17 protein-coding genes are annotated in these 18390 nt (G+C 58.1%); 15 read left to right on the forward strand and 2 right to left on the reverse strand.

Annotation, left to right across the window (positions count from 1 at the left end):
• Nucleotides 1-52: 52 nt before the first annotated feature.
• The 14 genes from ACOH1Z_RS13215 (at nt 53) to dapF (ending at nt 15351) form a co-directional block, all read left to right on the forward strand.
• Nucleotides 53-1729 carry a ribonuclease J gene (locus ACOH1Z_RS13215; protein WP_449648961.1) on the forward strand — a complete coding sequence of 559 codons (1677 nt, stop codon included), beginning with the start codon at nt 53-55 and terminating at the stop codon, nt 1727-1729.
• A 148-nt stretch (nt 1730-1877) separates the two neighbouring features.
• Nucleotides 1878-2846: an efflux RND transporter periplasmic adaptor subunit gene (locus tag ACOH1Z_RS13220; protein WP_449648962.1), complete on the forward strand. Its 969-nt coding sequence runs from the start codon at nt 1878-1880 to the stop codon at nt 2844-2846.
• Nucleotides 2846-3571, forward strand: coding sequence for an ABC transporter ATP-binding protein (locus ACOH1Z_RS13225; protein WP_449648963.1), 726 nt, complete (start codon nt 2846-2848; stop codon nt 3569-3571). The genes ACOH1Z_RS13220 and ACOH1Z_RS13225 overlap by 1 nt, the downstream gene beginning before the upstream one ends.
• Nucleotides 3568-4920: an ABC transporter permease gene (locus ACOH1Z_RS13230; RefSeq protein WP_449648964.1), complete on the forward strand. Its 1353-nt coding sequence runs from the start codon at nt 3568-3570 to the stop codon at nt 4918-4920. Before ACOH1Z_RS13225 ends, ACOH1Z_RS13230 begins: the two co-directional genes overlap by 4 nt.
• 76 nt (nt 4921-4996) lie before the next feature.
• The gene (locus ACOH1Z_RS13235; protein WP_449648965.1) at nt 4997-7735 is read left to right on the forward strand and encodes an FtsK/SpoIIIE family DNA translocase; all 2739 of its coding nucleotides are present in this window, start codon (nt 4997-4999) and stop codon (nt 7733-7735) included.
• Nucleotides 7736-7739: 4 nt separating this feature from the next.
• On the forward strand, nt 7740-8396 hold the full coding sequence (pgsA, locus tag ACOH1Z_RS13240; RefSeq protein WP_449648966.1) for a CDP-diacylglycerol--glycerol-3-phosphate 3-phosphatidyltransferase: 657 nt from the start codon (nt 7740-7742) through the stop codon (nt 8394-8396).
• A gap of 10 nt (nt 8397-8406) precedes the next feature.
• A complete protein-coding gene (locus ACOH1Z_RS13245; RefSeq protein ID WP_449648967.1) occupies nt 8407-8904 on the forward strand; it encodes a CinA family protein in 498 nt (165 codons plus the stop codon).
• Nucleotides 8905-9105: 201 nt separating this feature from the next.
• Nucleotides 9106-9414: a helix-turn-helix domain-containing protein gene (locus ACOH1Z_RS13250; RefSeq protein WP_009771924.1), complete on the forward strand. Its 309-nt coding sequence runs from the start codon at nt 9106-9108 to the stop codon at nt 9412-9414.
• Nucleotides 9415-9491: 77 nt separating this feature from the next.
• Nucleotides 9492-9719: a DUF3046 domain-containing protein gene (locus ACOH1Z_RS13255; protein WP_449648968.1), complete on the forward strand. Its 228-nt coding sequence runs from the start codon at nt 9492-9494 to the stop codon at nt 9717-9719.
• A gap of 241 nt (nt 9720-9960) precedes the next feature.
• Complete coding sequence (gene recA, locus ACOH1Z_RS13260; RefSeq protein WP_449648969.1) at nt 9961-11121, forward strand: recombinase RecA; 1161 nt, start codon at nt 9961-9963, stop codon at nt 11119-11121.
• 8 nt (nt 11122-11129) lie between these two features.
• Nucleotides 11130-11933 (forward strand): regulatory protein RecX, encoded by an 804-nt coding sequence (locus ACOH1Z_RS13265; protein ID WP_449648970.1) that lies wholly within the window; start codon nt 11130-11132, stop codon nt 11931-11933.
• 44 nt (nt 11934-11977) lie between these two features.
• Complete coding sequence (gene miaB, locus ACOH1Z_RS13270) at nt 11978-13513, forward strand: tRNA (N6-isopentenyl adenosine(37)-C2)-methylthiotransferase MiaB (RefSeq protein ID WP_449648971.1); 1536 nt, start codon at nt 11978-11980, stop codon at nt 13511-13513.
• A gap of 37 nt (nt 13514-13550) precedes the next feature.
• Nucleotides 13551-14486, forward strand: coding sequence for a tRNA (adenosine(37)-N6)-dimethylallyltransferase MiaA (miaA, locus tag ACOH1Z_RS13275; protein WP_449649012.1), 936 nt, complete (start codon nt 13551-13553; stop codon nt 14484-14486).
• Nucleotides 14473-15351 (forward strand): diaminopimelate epimerase, encoded by an 879-nt coding sequence (gene dapF, locus ACOH1Z_RS13280; RefSeq protein WP_449648972.1) that lies wholly within the window; start codon nt 14473-14475, stop codon nt 15349-15351. Before miaA ends, dapF begins: the two co-directional genes overlap by 14 nt.
• Nucleotides 15352-15388: 37 nt before the next feature.
• Here dapF and ACOH1Z_RS13285 read toward each other — a convergent pair whose 3' ends face one another.
• Entirely contained in the window at nt 15389-16012 is a 624-nt protein-coding gene (locus ACOH1Z_RS13285) for a class I SAM-dependent methyltransferase (protein WP_449648973.1), read from the reverse strand.
• 41 nt (nt 16013-16053) lie between these two features.
• Here ACOH1Z_RS13285 and hflX point away from each other — a divergent pair, with 41 nt between their 5' ends.
• Complete coding sequence (gene hflX / locus ACOH1Z_RS13290; protein WP_449648974.1) at nt 16054-17604, forward strand: GTPase HflX; 1551 nt, start codon at nt 16054-16056, stop codon at nt 17602-17604.
• A gap of 50 nt (nt 17605-17654) precedes the next feature.
• Here hflX and lexA read toward each other — a convergent pair whose 3' ends face one another.
• The gene (gene lexA / locus ACOH1Z_RS13295; RefSeq protein ID WP_449648975.1) at nt 17655-18344 is read right to left on the reverse strand and encodes a transcriptional repressor LexA; all 690 of its coding nucleotides are present in this window, start codon (nt 18342-18344) and stop codon (nt 17655-17657) included.
• Between the last annotated feature and the right edge of the window lie 46 nt (nt 18345-18390).

Here is an 18390-nt window from a genome sequence, read left to right on the forward strand (position 1 = left end):
CATTTTTCGCACAGGGGCTGACGGCCCTACACATCTAACTGCAAGGTACTGAATGCCAGTTTCCGTTTTTGATCCACCCGCACTTGAGTCGGGCACCCTCCGCGTTACACCGATTGGCGGTCTCGGCGAAATCGGTCGAAACATGACCACTTTCGAAATCGACGGCAAGATCCTCATCGTTGACTGCGGTGTACTCTTTCCTGAGGAGCACCAGCCCGGTGTCGACCTGATCCTTCCTGATTTCAGTTCGATTCGTGACCGTCTCGACGACATTCTTGGCATTGTGCTCACGCATGGCCATGAAGACCACATTGGCGCTGTTCCCTACCTCTTGCGCTTGCGTCAAGACATCCCCCTGATCGGTTCGACCCTTACCCTCGCGCTCATTGAAGCGAAGCTCAAAGAACACCGCATTAAGCCGTACACGCTCAATGTCACTGAGGGTCAAAAAGAGAAGATCGGTCCATTCGATCTCGAGTTTGTTGCCGTCAACCATTCGATTCCGGATGCCCTTGCCGTTGCCATTACGACTGTTGCAGGCACTGTTCTGCACACGGGTGACTTCAAGATGGACCAGTTGCCGCTCGATAATCGCATCACCGACCTGCGTGCTTTTGCTCGCCTCGGCGAAGCGGGAATTGATCTCTTCCTTTCTGACTCGACGAACGCTGACGTTCCGGGCTTCACGCCGAACGAACGTGACATTGGTCCGGTTCTTGAGGCGGTCATTGCCAAGGCTCCTCGGCGCGTAATTGTCGCGAGCTTCTCGAGCCACGTGCACCGCGTGCAGCAGGTGCTCGATGCGGCAATCGCCAACGACCGCAAGGTTGTTTTGATGGGCCGTTCAATGGTCCGCAACATGGGTATCGCTGCTGATCTAGGCTTCCTCAAGGTGCCAGACGGTGTTTTGCTCGATGCCAAAAAGGCTGTCAACTATCCAGACAACAAGCTCGTCTACATGTCAACGGGTAGCCAAGGTGAGCCGATGGCTGTTCTTGCGCGCATGGCGAATATGGAGCACCAGATCGAGGTCGGGCAGGGTGACACGGTAATTCTCGCGTCGAGCCTTATCCCGGGCAATGAGAACGCTGTTTACCGCGTAATCAACGGGCTGACCAAGTTGGGGGCCAACGTTGTGCATAAGGCGAATGCCAAGGTGCACGTTTCTGGCCACGCGGCGGCAGGTGAGCTGCTGTACTGCTACAACATTTTGCGCCCCAAGAACGTACTGCCTGTTCACGGCGAATACCGTCACTTGGTCGCTAACGCCAATCTGGCGATCCAGTCGGGTGTTCCTGCCGAGAACACGATCATCGCCGAAGATGGCACGGTGATCGATCTCAAAGATGGTCACGCAGCGATCGTTGGTCAACTCGATGTTGGCTTCGTCTATGTTGATGGGTCGAGCGTTGGCGAAATCACGGATGCTGATCTGAAGGATCGCCGCATTCTTGCCGAAGAGGGCTTCATTTCGATTTTCGTCGCGGTTGATGCTCAGACGGGAAAGGTCATTGTCGGGCCTGAGATTCAGTCTCGCGGCTTTGCTGAGGATGAGGACGTGTTCGATGCCGTTCTCCCCATGGTGATCAAGGCGCTTACTGACGCCGCCGCGAACGGAACGCGCGACACTCACTCTTTCGCTCAAGTTGTCCGTCGCACTGTCGGCCGTTGGGTTAATACCCAGCACCGTCGTCGTCCGATGATCGTTCCGGTCGTCATCGAGGTTTAACTTTTCACTGGGCGCGAGGGGCTCTGCTCCTCGCGCCTTTTGTGCACCCGCGGAGCGAATGCCGGGCTTGTCTTTTGTCACTTTTGATGGTGTGATGTGAAGATTGCTCGGTTGCTATGGCGAGCCGATTCTGGATTCGGAGTATCGAATGAGTGTTGCGCGCAGGTGGGTATTCCCCATTATTTGGCTGATCATCTTTTCTGTTATTGCGGCAGCCCTCGTGAAGTTTGCGTTCTTTGGCGATGCGCTCGCTGTGGATGACCGAGAGTTTCCGACGGTCGCGATTGAGGAGCAGCACTACGAAGTGGTGACGGGAACGATCACTAACGATGTCGAATTGACGGGGAGTGTGACGGCTGCCGCTAGTGTCCCGATTCCTGCGACGCTTTCCGGAGAAGTGCGTGAGGTTGCGGTCACGGCAGGTCAGGCTGTCAAGAAGGGCCAAGAGATCCTGAAGCTGCGAGCCGAGGTGGTCAACGCCGACGGAACGCCAGGAACTCAGTGGAAGGTGGTCGTTGCGCCAGCCACCGGCACGCTCACCGACTTCACTACGCTCGTCGGTTCCTCCTTTCAGGTGGGGTCACCCGTCGGCAGCGTGGCTCCACCGTCATACCTCGTGACCGGCACGGTTCCCTCCGCGCAGTTGTACCGACTCGTCGACCGTCCCACCGAAGCAAGTGTTGCCATCAACGGAGGTCCGGCGCCGTTCACGTGTACCGGACTGAGCATCACGTTTGCGGCTGCGACAGAAGCCGGTGGGGAAGCGGCATCCGGACCAACAGTGTCCTGTGTCGTGCCGAGTGATGTTGTTGTGTTCCCTGGTCTCAGCGCCGATTTGACGATCGCTGGCGGTGTCGCTGAAGACGTCATGGTCGCCCCGGTTACTGCCATCGAGGGACTCGCCAGCTCGGGAAATGTTTATTTCGTGCTCCCTGACGGCACGACCGAGGTGCGCGAAGTCGTGCTTGGTCTTAACGATGGCATCACCGTTGAGATTGTTTCCGGACTGGAAATCGGCGACGTGATCTTGCAGTTTGTTCCCGGTGCTGATGCGATCGACGAGGAAAATCTGCCGGACAATTGCTACAAAGATGGCGATAGCGTGGTGTGCTACTGATGCCGTTGTTATCGCTAGAAGGCGTAACGCGCTCGGTAGAGCTTCCCGACTTCAGTCGTCTCGACATCCTTAAGGGCGTTGATCTTGCTGTGGATGTTGGTGACCACATCAGCATTGTTGGGCGTTCTGGGTCAGGTAAGTCGACACTCCTCAACCTGCTTGGACTCATCGATAACCCGACAACTGGTCGCATCGTGTTTGACGGTGCCCCGTTAGCGAAGCTCTCAGGTGGCAAGCGAGACCGCAAACGAGGGCGCGATGTCGGTTTTATTTTTCAGCAATTCAATCTGCTGGCGGGCCGTACTGCGCTCGAGAACGTTATGACCCCACTGCTGTACGCGTCTGGCCGTCAGTTTTGGCGCCGTCGCGCTCTTGCTGAAGAGATGCTCGACCGGGTCGGCCTCAGTGAGCGGATGACATCAATGCCAGACAAACTCTCCGGCGGTGAGCAACAGCGTGTTGCCATCGCGAGAGCACTCGTGCGCAGCCCGCGACTGATCCTCGCTGACGAACCGACCGGAGCGCTCGATGTTGAGACCGGTGCGACTGTCATGAAATTACTCGACACCGTTGCGGAGCAATCCGGTGCCGCTCTCATCACCATTACCCACGACCCCAACGTTGCAGCGCTCGCTCGCCGGCACTATCGACTAGACAACGGGGTACTGTCGGCGATTGATGTGCGTCGGATGCTGGCGACGTCACTTCCGGAAGCTGCGCTATGAGGTGGTTTCACAAGAAAGATCGCGAGGCAGGGGCTGAGCCTGAGGCTGATGCAGCGGTAGAGCCGGGTACCGTCGTCGTCGTGCGCCCCAACTACGAGCTCGCGAAACCGACGCGTGAACCGCGTGGTTCACTGTTGAGCGGCCTCGTGGGTTCTGTTGTTGAGGCATGGGACGAAGTCCGCATCAACCGCACCCGAGTGCTTCTGAGTTTGATCGGTATCGGGGTAGCGGTCTGCGCTCTTGCGACCGTGGTTGGCGCCGGAGCGGTATTTGGACAAGCCCAGACTGAACAGTACGAGAAGCAAAGCGGTCGGCCGGCGACGATCATGGCATACCCACCTTTCTCGACGGTGACGAATGAGCAAGCTGATGCAGCAGAGTTCCTCGATTTCATGGGAACACTCGTCGAGCGCTATCAGGTGAGTCACTCAACTTCCGTCCGTCGAGGAAGCGCCAGCATTCAGCTGCCAGACGGTACACAGTTCACCGCCCTGTTGGGTGTGGATGACAAATACGGCGTAATGCATCGACTAGACATTGCCGAGGGCCGCTGGCTGACCGAAGAGGATGAGAAGCACCTCGCGCCGTCAGTGGTCATCAACGACGAGCTGTACGAGAAACTTGGGCGTCCTGACCTGCGTATGCACCCCACGATTAAACTTTCCGCTGACACAGTGACTACGGCTGTGGTCGTTGGGGTACTCGCGCCGGAGCCGAACGCCTCAGGGTTAAGTGTGTCAATTCTTGCGTCGCCTTTTAGCGCGCTCGTCGGCACTGAGGCCGCTAACGCAGGCGATTCGAGTTTCGAGATGTGGGTTCCCGAAGAACAATCTTCTCAACTGGTCGACCTCCTCGATCGCGACATGCGCGCGCAGTATGGCGAAGACGTCCAACCGAGTGTGAACCGCAATGACTATCTGGCGTGGGGTGGACCCAACCCTCTCGAACCACTCCAATGGGTCATTGGCGGTATCGCAGGTCTCATTCTCCTTCTTGGCGCATTGGGGCTTGTCAATATTTCTCTTGTGACGGTGAAATATCGCGTGCGAGAAATCGGAGTCCGTCGTGCGTTTGGAGCCACGGCCGGACGCGTGTTTTTCGCGGTCATGATGGAGAGCGTCGTCGCAACGATCGCCGCTGGCGTAATTGGGGTTGCCCTCTCGATTGCGATCGTGCAAAACCCCGCCGTTCAGAATCTGATTGCGCCTGGTGTGCAAGATCTGCCGCCGTATCCGCTAGAGGCTGCGCTGATCGCGCTCGCGGCATCCGCAGCTGTTGGTGTCCTTGCTGGCCTCATGCCTGCCATCGTCGCCGTCAAAGTGAAGGTGATTGATGCCATCCGCTATTAGCGCGCGCATTGAGCGCAGCTTGGCAGGTTGAGTGTCGCTGCATCACTCTGACAGAGGCCACAGGTAGCTTTGAATTATGGCTACGCGTACATCGTCGACCTCGCGCTCGGGTGCGTCGAAACCTCGCGCCAGAAACACTTCGAACAAGACTCAAGCAACCAAGCGACTGCCCCGCGGCAAGCAAGCTCCCGTTGAGCCTGAGGGTCCTCTCACCAAAATGTGGATGGCGCTTGCTCACATGGTCGGCGGCGCTTTTCGCGTGTTTGGCCGCGAAGAACTCACTAAAGATGAACGCCGAGACGGTGTTCCGTTTCTTTTCTTTGTTCTCGCAATCGTTGGCGCGGTCGTTGAATGGTTCAACCCCACAGACTCGGTAGCAATTGCGCTCGACGCCTACACCTTTGGTGGCCTCGTTGGACGGGTCGCGTTTGCTTTGCCGGTGATTTTGCTGCTTCTTGCTGTCTGGATGTTTCGGCATCCGTCTAGCGTTCATGACAACGGTCGCATCGGCATCGGTCTCAGCATTCTCATTGTCACAGTGGCAGCGCTGTGCCACGTGTTCAGCGGCCAGCCGCACCCCTCTGAGGGAGCAGAAACCATCGCGCGGGCCGGGGGAGTGTTCGGCTGGATGATGGCGAATCCCCTTATTTGGCTGGGAACGACACTGCTTGCCGTGCCCGTAATCGTGTTGCTGCTTGTGCTTTCGCTGTTCATCATCACGAAGACCCCACCGAATCGTCTCCCTTCGCGACTTCGTGAGCTCTACGCTTACCTTTTTGGCGCACAGCTCAAGAGTGATGAAGAGCGGGCCGCGGCTAAGGCTAAGTCGAGCACAAATATGAACGATTCCGTTCAATTTGGTTCGCTGACCGATATCGGTCTTGGGGGAGACAACGACACGTCATCGCTGCCATGGTGGCGTCGAAACAAGTCACAAAATAGCGAAGATAAAGCTTTCGACAGCCCAGTGATCTCTCGAGATCAAGCCACCGAGGTCGTCAACCCGACGCCGCCTCCAGCAGCAAAAGACCTCACCAAAAAGGAAGAGCAGTTCGGCGTCGAGCTACTCGAAGATCTTCTTAAAGCCGAAGAAGCTGTCAAGAACTACAACACTGGCGAAGTGGATGCCCCGGCCACTGAAATGCGCGACGACGGGCCTCGCGTTCTCCCCGGCTTTACTACCAAGGCCAGCGAAAAGGGCACCGCTGGCGAGTTCGACGGCCCGCACGAGACCACGCCCCAAGCATCGAACGCCGTCTACCGTCTTCCCCAAGCATCCATGTTGTCTGCGGGAACGCCACCCAAGTCGCGTTCAGCCGCCAACGATGAAGTGGTCGCGTCGATCACTGAGGTTCTCAAACAATTTAGTGTGGACGCGACGGTCACCGGTTTCAGTCGCGGACCATCGGTTACCCGGTACGAGCTCGAACTAGGCCCCGGTGTCAAGGTTGAGCGTGTTACAGCGCTGGCCCGCAACATTAGTTATGCCGTCGCAAGCAACGAGGTCAACATTCTCTCGCCTATCCCGGGCAAGAGCGCTATCGGTGTTGAGATCCCGAACAAGGATCGCGAGATCGTGTCGCTTGGTGACGTACTGCGCTCCAGCGCGAGCACTAAGAGTGAGCACCCGATGACGATTGGCCTCGGAAAAGATGTCGAGGGTGGATTCGTTGTCGCGAACCTTGCCAAGATGCCCCACTTGCTAGTGGCGGGTTCTACGGGTTCGGGTAAGTCGAGCTTCGTGAACTCTATGATCACGTCGATTCTGATGCGGGCGAAGCCTGCTGAGGTGCGAATGGTGCTCATCGACCCCAAGCGCGTTGAGCTTTCGATCTATGCGGGAGTGCCGCATCTGATTACTCCCATCATCACCAACCCCAAGAAGGCGGCAGAAGCGCTGGCCTGGGTCGTGAAAGAGATGGACATGCGGTATGACGATCTGGCGAGCTTCGGCTACCGTCACATTGACGACTTTAACCGCGCCGTCGTCGCCGAAGAGATCAAGCTGCCTGAGGGCAGTCAGCGCAAGCTGAAGCCGTACCCGTACTTGCTCATCGTCGTTGATGAGTTGGCAGATCTCATGATGGTTGCGCCGAGAGACGTCGAAGACTCGATTGTTCGAATCACGCAGCTCGCGCGCGCATCCGGCATCCACTTGGTGCTGGCAACCCAACGACCGAGTGTCGATGTGGTTACCGGGCTCATCAAGGCCAACGTGCCTTCGCGCTTGGCGTTCGCCGTGTCGAGCATGACGGACTCTCGAGTGATCCTCGATCAGCCCGGTGCAGACAAACTCATCGGTCAAGGTGACGCTCTCTTCTTGCCGATGGGCGCTTCCAAGGCGATTCGAGTGCAGGGCGCTTGGGTTCCCGAGAGTGAAGTTGCCGAGATCGTGCAACATGTCATTGCTCAGGCCCAGCCTGAATACCGCAACGATGTTGCAGCGGTTGCCGAGAAGAAGAACATCGATGCTGACATCGGCGGAGACCTCGAAGAACTGTTGGCGGCCGCTGAACTCATCGTAAGCACCCAATTTGGGTCAACATCGATGTTGCAGCGCAAGCTTCGTGTCGGTTTCGCTAAGGCTGGCCGTCTCATGGACCTCTTGGAGTCTCGAGAGATTGTTGGCCCATCGGAGGGTTCGAAAGCGCGCGACGTGCTCGTCACCGCCGAGCAGCTTCCTTCAGTGCTCGCGCGATTGCGCGGCGAAGAGGAGCCAGCACCGGTAGACGCTGTGGAGGAATCTCTCAGCGGATACGATGAAGTAGAAGGCGGCTCAGATGAGGACGCTTGGAACTTGACTGATCGGGAGTGATCGCGTGAGCGACCAACCAGCATCACCTTCTGCTCCGCCCGAACGAACTAGTTCGCTGCGTGGTCGGATGATTCGCGACGGCGATACGCCGGCCTCTATTGCGAATATCGCCAACATCATCACCGTTGTTCGAATCTTTCTTGCACCTCTCTTCATCTGGCTTTTGCTGCTGGATGACGGCGAGATGGGTCTCATCAGATACCTTGCGGCTGCACTCTTCATATTCGCCATCGTGACTGACACTGTCGATGGGCACTTGGCTCGCGGGCGAAACCTCATCACGGACCTCGGAATCATTTTGGATCCGATTGCCGACAAAGTTCTCACGGGCGGCGCGCTTGTGGCCCTGTCGATCTTGGGCGAGCTGCCGTGGTGGGTCACGATTCTCATTTTGGTTCGCGAGTTCGGAATCACGATTTATCGTTTCGCTGTGCTTTCGAAGGTTGTCGTCCCCGCCTCACGCGGTGGCAAGCTCAAGACGGTCCTGCAGGCCGTCGCTATTTCCCTTTTCCTCGTACCGCTCTTCACCGTTCTCGGTCCGTGGGTCTTATGGCTCAATTGGTCCGTCATGGCAGTCGCTGTCGTTCTTACGGTGTACACGGGCGTTGAATACCTGTGGCGGGCATGGCGTCACACCCGCAAATCCAATTCAGGAGCGTGACCCTTCACCAGTGAATACTGAAGAACTCGCCACGAAAATCGTGGCGATTCTGACCGCACATCGACAAACTATCGCGTTAGCGGAGTCGCTGACCGGAGGGATGCTCTGCGCTCAGCTTGTTGCTGTGCCGGGAGCGTCCGCTGTGCTCAACGGCGCCGTTGTCGCCTACAACACGGCTATCAAGCACCAAGTTCTTGGCGTCGATGCGAGTCTGTTGGCGATTCATGGCACCGTGCATCCGGATGTCGCTGCTCATATGGCCACCGGCGTGCGTGACGTGCTTGGTGTCGGTGAGCAGCAGGCAACCTACGGACTGGCTACGACGGGCGTAGCGGGCCCGGACTCTCACGAAGGCAAAGTGCCAGGCACAGTATTTATTGGCTTCGCCGCTACCAACTTCGTGGAAACTCGTGACTTTGAGTTCACGGGGGATCGCAACGAGATCCGTGTGCAGACTGTGCATGCTGCTTTGGAATGTCTGTATGAGCACCTCACCGCGGAGAACTGATCGCGGGAAGGGGCAGCGCCCACAAGTGGGTACAGCAAGAATCGTGCCGTGGGAATATTGCAGGTTTCGGCTGGGTTACAGTTAGCGAACTCACAAGGCCTCTCCAGTTTGGAAGGGTTAGAGTTCTGAACAGATAGTGGCTGTAGTCTTGACTATCCAGAATAATCTGGTCGCGATACACAGTCAGAGAGGGAGTGTCCAATGGTTCTAGTTCGTCAGGAAATCGGTGACGTTCTCCGCGACGTGCGCCTTCAAAAGGGACGCACCCTTCGTCAGGTCGCAAGCAAAGCGAGCGTTGCCCTCGGATACCTCAGTGAGGTCGAGCGCGGCCAAAAAGAGGCCAGCTCAGAAATTCTCGCTTCGGTCGCCGAAGCCCTCGATACACCGATCTCCGTAATCATGCGTGAGGTTGGCGATCGTCTTGCCGTCATTGAAGGTGCAACGACGATCCCCGATACTCTCCCCGATGAGCTCGTTGCCGAGTTCGATTCGAATTTGGTTTCGCGCTAACCAGTGCAGATCGAATGCCTCGCTCCGTGTGGAGTGGGGCATTCGTTACTTAAGCGGAGCGAACATAGGGTGGTTGCATGCGAGTGAGCGAGTTTTGGACGGCGGTCGCCGATGAGTTTGGTGAGCCTTACGGCCGCGTGCTCGTTAACGACCAGGTGTTGGGTGCAGTAGGTAGTGTCACTGCTGCCCAAGCGCTCTCCCGTGGCGTTCCTGCTCGTCAGGTCTGGACGGCATTGTGCGAGGCAATGGATGTTCCTCCCGAGCGTCGCTACGGCGTTGGGCAACGCGAACCCAAGAAGCAGTAGCTCTTCGCCCGCGTGGCGCGTTCGAACATTCGTTCGATATTGTTAGTCTTCTCCCTAACACCCAATCGAATACAGCTTTTGGGCGCACACCGCACGCCGCTGCCCTGGAATGTCAGAGCAGGCACGTAACGTGGCATTTAGTAACACAGCCTTTGTCGGGAGGTTGCGGACCTTGCATTATCGGTCCACACGAATCGCGACAGCCTATGGGCAGCAACCTACGACCAATGGAGAAGATGTAATGCCATCAGCAGCAGACCGCGAGAAGTCCCTAGAGACAGCCCTCGCTCAGATTGACCGTCAGTTCGGCAAAGGTTCAGTTATGCGCCTCGGCAGCGATGAGCGCGCTCCGGTCGAGGTGATTCCCACCGGTTCGATCGCTCTCGACGTCGCGCTGGGTATAGGCGGGCTTCCCCGCGGGCGAATCGTCGAGATCTACGGTCCGGAGTCTTCGGGTAAAACTACGTTGACCCTGCACGCAATTGCCAACGCTCAGCGCAACGGCGGTATTGCCGCATTCATCGATGCAGAGCATGCTCTTGACCCCGAATATGCCGCGAAGCTTGGCGTAGACATTGATGCTCTGCTCGTCTCGCAGCCCGACACCGGCGAGCAAGCTCTTGAAATCGCCGACATGCTGGTGCGAAGTGGGTCAATTGACCTCATCGTTATTGACTCGGTCGCTGCACTCGTTCCTCGTGCAGAAATTGAAGGCGAAATGGGCGACACCCACGTTGGTCTTCAGGCCCGACTTATGTCTCAGGCATTGCGCAAGCTCACCGGTGGCCTCAGCCAAACCAACACCACCATGATCTTCATTAACCAGTTGCGTGAAAAGATCGGTGTCTTCTTCGGCAGTCCCGAGACCACCGCCGGCGGTAAGGCGCTCAAGTTCTACGCCTCGGTTCGACTCGACATCCGCCGCATCGAAACGCTGAAAGACGGCACGGACGCAGTGGGAAACCGCACGCGAGTAAAGGTAGTCAAGAACAAAATGGCGCCACCTTTCAAGCAGGCAGAGTTCGACATCCTCTATGGCATCGGAATTTCACGCGAGGGTAGCCTCATCGATTTCGGCGTGGACCATGAGATTGTCCGCAAATCTGGTGCTTGGTACACCTATGACGGTGACCAGCTCGGCCAGGGTAAAGAGAAGTCGCGAGCCTTCCTGCTCCAAAATCCTGCCATTGCGCTGGAGATTGAACAGAAGATCATGCGCAAACTCGGTGTGGGCGCTGAAGCGAAAGCAGCGAACGCGAGCGAGGCGAAAGCCTTGGCCGACGCCGCAGTGAAGGCGGAGAAAGCTGAGAAGGCGGCGAAGGCCAGCGCTAAGGCTGACGGACCGGTGCTGCCAGTAGCTGACAAAGCAGCTACCCCGCTTAAGACAGCCGTAGGCCAGTAGGTTCTGTTATGACTTCCTCCGACGATGAATTTCTCGCACCCGTCATCAACCTGTTTGGGGATCGTTCCGGTACCCAACGGAACGGGGCGGCGGATTTATCGCCGGAGGAGTCACCAACGCTCGAAGCTAGTGGCGACCAAGGCGAATCCCTTGGACGGGCGGATTCGCGTGCAGCCGACCTGGCACCGGTGCGTGCACTACCGACCATGGCTGACTTCAGCCCCGCTCACTCCAAGGAACAAACACCCGATACGGATGACTCCAAGACTCAAGCTGAGCCAGTTCGCGCGCAGTCACAAGCGCAGCGACGTCAAGCGCGAGACGGCTTCTCGGAGATAAGCCAAGTGAGCATGCGGGCACTCGCTCGACGGGGCATGTCGTCACACGAAATGACGCAGTTCTTAGCCACTCGAGAATTCGAATCTGAAGACATTGATTGCGAAGTCGAACGGCTGGAGAGCTGTGGACTACTCGACGACGCCGCACTCGCCGAAACACTCGCGCGAACACTACGCGATCGAAAGAAACTTGGCGCTTCAGCTATCCGTGCCGAACTGCGTCGACGCAATATCGACCAAGAGCACATTGCTGCGGTGCTCGACGACGATCGTGACGAGGAGCAAGAGCGCGCGAACGAGGTTGCGTTCAAGCGAGCTCCTCAGCTTCGCTCACTCGACGGAGTCACAGCCAAGCGTCGGCTCACGGGGTTTCTCATGCGCAAGGGGTACTCAGGGTCCGTAGTCTCGGCGGCAGTCACCGCCGCGCTCTCCTCTGGCTCAAGCGAATCTTCTGGCGGGCCCACCTTTAGGTAACACACCGTCAAGCGGAGATGGTCCAGAGGCTTAAGGTGGAAGACATGATTGATGAGAAACTGGCCGCCCCACGCAGCTACGAAGTGCGCACCTACGGTTGCCAGATGAATGTGCACGACTCCGAGCGACTCAGTGGCTCCCTTGAGGCAGCCGGCTATATTCGCGCAACCGAGGGCCAAGCAGACGTCGTCGTCATTAACACCTGTGCGGTTCGCGAGAACGCGGACAACAAGCTCTACGGCAACCTCGGCATGCTCGCCAGCGTCAAAAAAGAACACGAAGGCATGCAAATCGCCGTTGGCGGTTGTCTTGCGCAAAAGGACAAGAACGTCATCCTCGAGAAAGCACCGTGGGTAGACGTGGTCTTTGGAACCCACAACATGGGCTCCCTTCCCGCTCTTCTCGAACGCGCCCGCCACAATGAAGAAGCGCAACTCGAAATTCTTGAGTCGCTTGACGTCTTCCCCTCGACGCTCCCGGCAAGACGAGAATCCACCCATAGCGCGTGGGTATCGATCTCCGTAGGCTGTAACAACACGTGCACGTTCTGCATCGTGCCAGCGCTACGTGGAAAAGAAAAAGACCGACGTCCCGGCGACATCCTCGCCGAAGTTCAAGCCATTGTTGACGACGGAGCAATCGAAGTCACCCTGCTCGGGCAAAACGTGAACTCCTACGGAGTTGAATTCGGTGATCGTCAAGCGTTTAGCAAACTCCTGCGAGCAGTCGGCGCGATCCAAGGTCTCGAACGTGTGCGCTTCACCAGCCCGCACCCGGCAGCTTTCACCGACGACGTCATCGACGCAATGGCAGAGACGCCCAATGTGATGCCGCAACTGCACATGCCCCTGCAGTCCGGCTCAGACCGCATCCTCAAATCAATGCGCCGTAGCTACCGCTCCACCAAATTCCTCGGAATCCTTGACCGAGTACGAGCCCAAATGCCGCACGCCGCTATCACCACTGACATCATCGTCGGTTTTCCCGGTGAGACAGAAGAAGACTTCCAAGAAACCCTGCGTGTGGTTGAAGAGTCGCGATTCGCCTCGGCCTATACATTCCAATACTCCATCCGGCCTGGAACGCCCGCCGCCACAATGGACGACCAGATCCCCAAAGAGATCGTACAAGAGCGCTACGAAAGACTCGCGGCTCTTCAAGACCGCATCTCGCGCGAAGAAAACGACAAACAAATCGGTCGCACCGTCCACGTCATGGTTACCGCGACCGAAGGACGCAAGCAAGCAGAAACCGCCAGGCTATCGGGCCGTGCCGAAGACTCGCGACTTGTGCACTTCGATATTCCCGAAGGCAGTGCAACGCCGCGTCCCGGCGACGTCGTCACTCTGACAATCACCGAAGCTGCAGCATTTCACCTTGTAGCAGACACTCCAGCGGGCCAGACCCTTGACATCCGTCGAACCCCAGCCGGAGATGCGTGGGATCGCGCACAAGCCGAGTCCTGCGGAGTGCCGACCGGCGCGGCCACTACCGACTCCGGCCCACGAGTATCACTTGGCCTCCCGACCATCCGTGTCTCGACAACGCCGATCTATGACCCAACAGACTCCCTCCGCTAATCCCGAGCATGCGGTCTCCAGTGACGAGCACGGCTTCATGCACGACCTCGTTGTCATCGTCGGGGCGACAGGAACCGGCAAGTCAGAGCTATCGCTCGACATCGCTGAAGGGTTCGCGCGTCACGGAACTCACGCCGAGATCGTTAACGCAGACGCAATGCAGCTCTATCGCGGGATGGACATCGGCACGGCCAAGCTCCCGATAAGTGAACGACGCGGCATTCCTCATCACCTGCTCGACGTCCTCGATCCTAAAGACGACGCCAGCGTCGCTCAGTATCAGGTGGATGCGCGTCAAATCATTCGAGAAATCCAATCTGCTGGAAACGTACCCATCCTTGTTGGCGGCTCCGGTCTCTACGTCTCGAGCGTCATTCATGATTTCCAGTTCCCTGCCCGCGACCCGCACGTGCGAGCACGACTCGAGGCCGAGCTGGAAACATTCGGCGCTGGCATCCTATTTCAGCGTCTCCGCGAGTTGGATGCTGATGCCGCGCAATCGATCGGCGCCAGCAACGGTCGCAGAATAGTTCGCGCCCTTGAGGTCATCGAAATCACAGGAAAACCCTTCGGCGCTGGATTACCTGAAGAAAACAAGCTCTGGACGCCAACCCGCATTGTTGGCCTCGCTGCTCCGCGCGACAAGCTAGTGGCCAGACTGAACGAGCGCGTGCAGAATATGTGGGATTCCGGGCTGCTCGATGAGGTTCGTGCGCTGCGTCCGCACGGTTTAGGCACCACCGCTGCCCGCGCGATCGGCTATGCCCAGGCCATTGAACAGCTGGAGGGCACACTCTCTGAAGCAGAAGCCATCGAGCAAACGGCGGCGCTCACGCGTCGCTACGCTCGACGCCAAGTTGGCTGGTTCAAACGTTATGCGCAGTGCCGCTGGCTCGAATACGACGCTGCTGATCGTGCCCAGCGTGCTCTGGCGATCGTGATGGGGGAGAATGGTCAGCATGGCGACGCTTAACTTCACAAAAGGTCAAGGAACGGGCAACGATTTCGTGCTCTTCGCTGATCCAGACGGTGAGCTCGACCTCACCCCGCAGCAGGTTGCAGCGATCTGTGATCGTCACTTTGGTGTTGGTGCAGATGGGATCATCCGCGCCGTACGGTCTCGCAGTCTCGATGCGGGCGCTGCGGCGCTTGCCGAAGACGCCGACGCCGAGTGGTTCATGGACTACCGCAATGCGGACGGCAGCATCTCGGAGATGTGTGGCAACGGCATCCGTGTCTACGCCGAGTTTCTCGCCAACGAAGGCTTTGTGGATTTCGAACCCGGCGATACTTTGCCAATTGGTACTCGCGGTGGTGTTCGCGATGTTCAGCGCAACATGGCTGGCTACCAAGTCGACATGGGGCGTTGGGCACTCGACGGTGGAGAACCGCTCGTGAGAGCGAAAGAGCTTGAGATCGCCCGCCCGGGACTCGGTATCAACGTAGGAAACCCCCACGTGGTCGTTGCTCTCGCCGAAGAATCAGAACTCGACGGTGTTGACCTCGGCTACATCCCTGTAATCGATCCTGTGCCCGAGCACGGCGCGAATGTCGAGTTCGTGGTGCCGGCGGATCCACTCGTCAAAGACGGAGTTGGTTCGATTCGGATGCGCGTGCATGAACGCGGCAGCGGGGAGACCTTGTCGTGTGGCACTGGGGCCGTAGCAGCAGCGCTTGCCATTCGTCACTACGCGGGCCCGAACGCACCGCATCAGTGGCGCGTTACGGTGCCGGGCGGCACCGTGGTTGTGCGGATGTTCCCGACCGAAGACGGCGAACACGTCTCGCTCAGCGGTCCGGCGGAACTCGTTTACACCGGCAGTCTCGAACTGGCTTAGTTTCCGCGCTGCAGAGCGGCTAACTGCCGAGATTTTGTTAGTTCGCGTCGGTTGCGCGTTTGTGCGCCCGTAATACGCGATACCCCTTGCTGATGGCGGCGCGACTGAATGTGAAGTTGTCAGGGAATGCGGACTCCATCCAGCGATGTAGGGAATCCGAGCCGAGGTTGCGTTGAACAACGAGCCAGGCATCCGCATCCATTTCGAGCCTCGGCAGCCACGTTTCAAGAATGTTGTGAAGCTCGCCCTTGCCTACGCGAATGGGCGGATTCGACCAAATAGTCATAAACGTTATGTCTTCGGGAACATCTTCGGGCAGAACCGCGTTAATATTGGGTATGGACAATTTCTTGGCGTTTGCGCGCACCAGATCCAGTGCGCGCTCGTTGACGTCCACCGCCCACACCGTTGCATGAGGTGATTCGAGGGCAAGGGTGAGCGCCATCGGACCCCAACCGCACCCGAGATCAAGCAAGTTACCTCCCGGAGGAGGCGCTGGCACGTTCGACAAGAGAACTTGAGTTCCCGCGTCAATGTGCGCGGGGCTGAAGATCCCATTTGACGTGACAAGTTCTCGCTCGACGCCAGCAATGGTCGCGTGAATCGTCCGCAATTTGAGATCACTCTCGGGTGAAGACGAGAAGTAATGCTCGTTAGCCATGAACAGAACTTACCGAAAACTAGAGAAGTAGGGTTAACCCAATGACGCGAAACACGACAGAAACCAGTATCGAGGCCAACAACGGCGACGACGCCGAGCGTTCCGTCGAGCGCGTTCTCGCCAGCGAAGGCTCCACTCATGCTGCCGTAACGCGCTTCGGTGCTGGGGCATCTGGGGCGCAAGCGCTCCAATCGGATGCTCATTATGAAGCCGACCGAGACGGCGACCAGTTTGATCGAGACGACCGGCACGCACTGAAGCGTGTTCGAGGGCTCTCAACAGAGCTTGATGACGTCACCGAGGTCGAGTACCGCCAGCTGAGGATCGAAAACGTTGTGCTGATCGGAATCTACGGTCAGGGAGCGCTTCGGGAAGCGGAGAACTCACTTCGGGAGTTGTCCGCTCTGGCAGAGACCGCAGGCGCAGTGGTGCTTGATGGCCTCTTGCAGAGCCGTTCGCACCCTGACCCAAGCACGTACTTCGGTAAGGGCAAAGCAATCGAGCTGCGCGACGTTGTAGCCGCTACCGGCGCGGACACTGTCATTGCCGACACAGAACTTGCTCCCAGCCAGCGTCGTGCACTCGAAGATGTCGTCGGCGTGAAGGTGATCGACCGCACAGCGGTGATCCTCGACATTTTCAGCCAGCACGCGACAAGCCGTGAAGGCAAGGCTCAAGTGGAGCTAGCCCAAATGGAATACTTGCTTCCACGACTTCGTGGTTGGGGTGAATCGATGTCTCGCCAGGCCGGTGGCCAAGTGGGTGGCGCCGGCGCCGGTATGGGTAGCCGTGGTCCTGGTGAAACCAAGATTGAACTCGATCGCCGTCGCATCCACACTCGCATGGCTCGCCTACGCAAGCAGATCAAGGGATTCGCGCCCGCTCGGGAGGCGAAACGCGCCAACCGTGACCGGTTTGAGGTGCCAAGTGTCGCTATTGCCGGCTATACCAACGCAGGCAAGTCGAGTTTGCTCAACCGTCTGACTCGCGCCGGCGTGCTCGTAGAGAATGCGCTCTTCGCAACGCTCGATGCCACTGTGAGACGTTCGGAGACAGCAGATGGCCGGCTATTTACGCTTAGCGACACTGTTGGTTTCGTGCGCAATTTGCCGCATCAGCTTGTGGAAGCGTTCCGGTCGACCCTCGAGGAGATCGGGCAGTCTGACGTCATCGTGCACGTTGTTGACGCCTCCCACCCAGATCCCGGTGCTCAGCTGAGCACGGTGCGCGACGTCATCGGTGAGCTGGGTGCCCGCGACATCCCTGAAATCGTTGTCTTCAACAAGAGCGACCTTGCGGATGACGACCAGCGTTTGTTGATTCGTGGACTTGAGCCGACGGGAATCTTTGTTTCTGCCCGCTCGGGTGAGGGCATCGACGAATTGAACGCGCGTATTGCGGAACTTTTGCCAGCTCCGGAGGTCGAGGTGACTCTGCTCGTGCCCTATGACCGTGGAGAAGTCATCTCGCGCCTCCACGTGCAGGGGCGCGTGTTGGCGACGGACTATCGCGAAGATGGAACCCAGGTGCGGGCGCTTGTGCACCCGGCTCGACTAGCCGAGCTCGAAGAGTTCGTGAGTAAAGCTTCGTAGCGTCTGGTCGCGAGCTTGCGCGTTGGGCGCGAGCTCGCGATTAAACCTGCTTAGAGCGAGCGCAGTACCGTAACGACTTTGCCGAGCACTGTGGCGTAGTCACCGAGAATGGGCTCAAAGTTGGAGTTGCGTGGCAGTAGCCATGTGTGACCGTCGCGTTGACGAAATACCTTGACGGTTGCTTCGTCATCGAGCATTGCGGCAACGATGTCGCCATTTTCGGCTGTCTGCTGTTGGCGCACAACAACCCAGTCGCCGTCGCAAATGGCAGCGTCGATCATTGAATCTCCGACGACCTTCAGCATAAACAGGTCACCTTTGCCAACAAGTTGGCGGGGGAGAGGGAACACTTCTTCAATGTGCTGCTCTGCAGTGATGGGGATACCGGCGGCAATGCGGCCGACGAGCGGAACCATCGCGGCATCACCCATCGATGGGCTGATCGTGCTGGATTCGTCGACGGCGCTTGGCACGTCGATAAGAACTTCGATGGCGCGGGGGCGGTTGGGGTCGCGGCGCACGTAGCCGCTGAGCTCGAGCTGGTTGAGCTGGTGGGTAACGCTCGATAGCGAGGAGAGGCCGACAGCGTCTCCGATCTCGCGCATGCTCGGCGGGTAGCCCTGAGTAGCGACTGCTCGCTGAATCATCTCGAGGATCGCGAGTTGTTTCGCGCTCAAGCTGGTTCGCCGGCGGGTGCCACGCTCTGCGGCGTCGCCATTTGCGGCTATTGAGTCGGTCACGAGTCCTCTATTTCTGCCTCTAACGATTCCAATGTCAGTGGCTCAT

Source organism: Rhodoglobus sp. (assembly GCF_053580035.1).

Coding starts and splice junctions, on each gene's coding strand:
- ACOH1Z_RS13285 (WP_449648973.1), bottom strand. CDS start 16,012: ATGGCTAACGAGCATTACTTCTCGTCTTCACCCGAGAGTGATCTCAAA.
- dapF (WP_449648972.1), top strand. CDS start 14,473: ATGGCGACGCTTAACTTCACAAAAGGTCAAGGAACGGGCAACGATTTC.
- ACOH1Z_RS13235 (WP_449648965.1), top strand. CDS start 4,997: ATGGCTACGCGTACATCGTCGACCTCGCGCTCGGGTGCGTCGAAACCT.
- hflX (WP_449648974.1), top strand. CDS start 16,054: ATGACGCGAAACACGACAGAAACCAGTATCGAGGCCAACAACGGCGAC.
- ACOH1Z_RS13215 (WP_449648961.1), top strand. CDS start 53: ATGCCAGTTTCCGTTTTTGATCCACCCGCACTTGAGTCGGGCACCCTC.
- miaA (WP_449649012.1), top strand. CDS start 13,551: ATGCACGACCTCGTTGTCATCGTCGGGGCGACAGGAACCGGCAAGTCA.
- ACOH1Z_RS13265 (WP_449648970.1), top strand. CDS start 11,130: ATGACTTCCTCCGACGATGAATTTCTCGCACCCGTCATCAACCTGTTT.
- ACOH1Z_RS13225 (WP_449648963.1), top strand. CDS start 2,846: ATGCCGTTGTTATCGCTAGAAGGCGTAACGCGCTCGGTAGAGCTTCCC.
- ACOH1Z_RS13230 (WP_449648964.1), top strand. CDS start 3,568: ATGAGGTGGTTTCACAAGAAAGATCGCGAGGCAGGGGCTGAGCCTGAG.
- miaB (WP_449648971.1), top strand. CDS start 11,978: ATGATTGATGAGAAACTGGCCGCCCCACGCAGCTACGAAGTGCGCACC.
- ACOH1Z_RS13220 (WP_449648962.1), top strand. CDS start 1,878: ATGAGTGTTGCGCGCAGGTGGGTATTCCCCATTATTTGGCTGATCATC.
- recA (WP_449648969.1), top strand. CDS start 9,961: ATGCCATCAGCAGCAGACCGCGAGAAGTCCCTAGAGACAGCCCTCGCT.
- ACOH1Z_RS13255 (WP_449648968.1), top strand. CDS start 9,492: ATGCGAGTGAGCGAGTTTTGGACGGCGGTCGCCGATGAGTTTGGTGAG.
- ACOH1Z_RS13250 (WP_009771924.1), top strand. CDS start 9,106: ATGGTTCTAGTTCGTCAGGAAATCGGTGACGTTCTCCGCGACGTGCGC.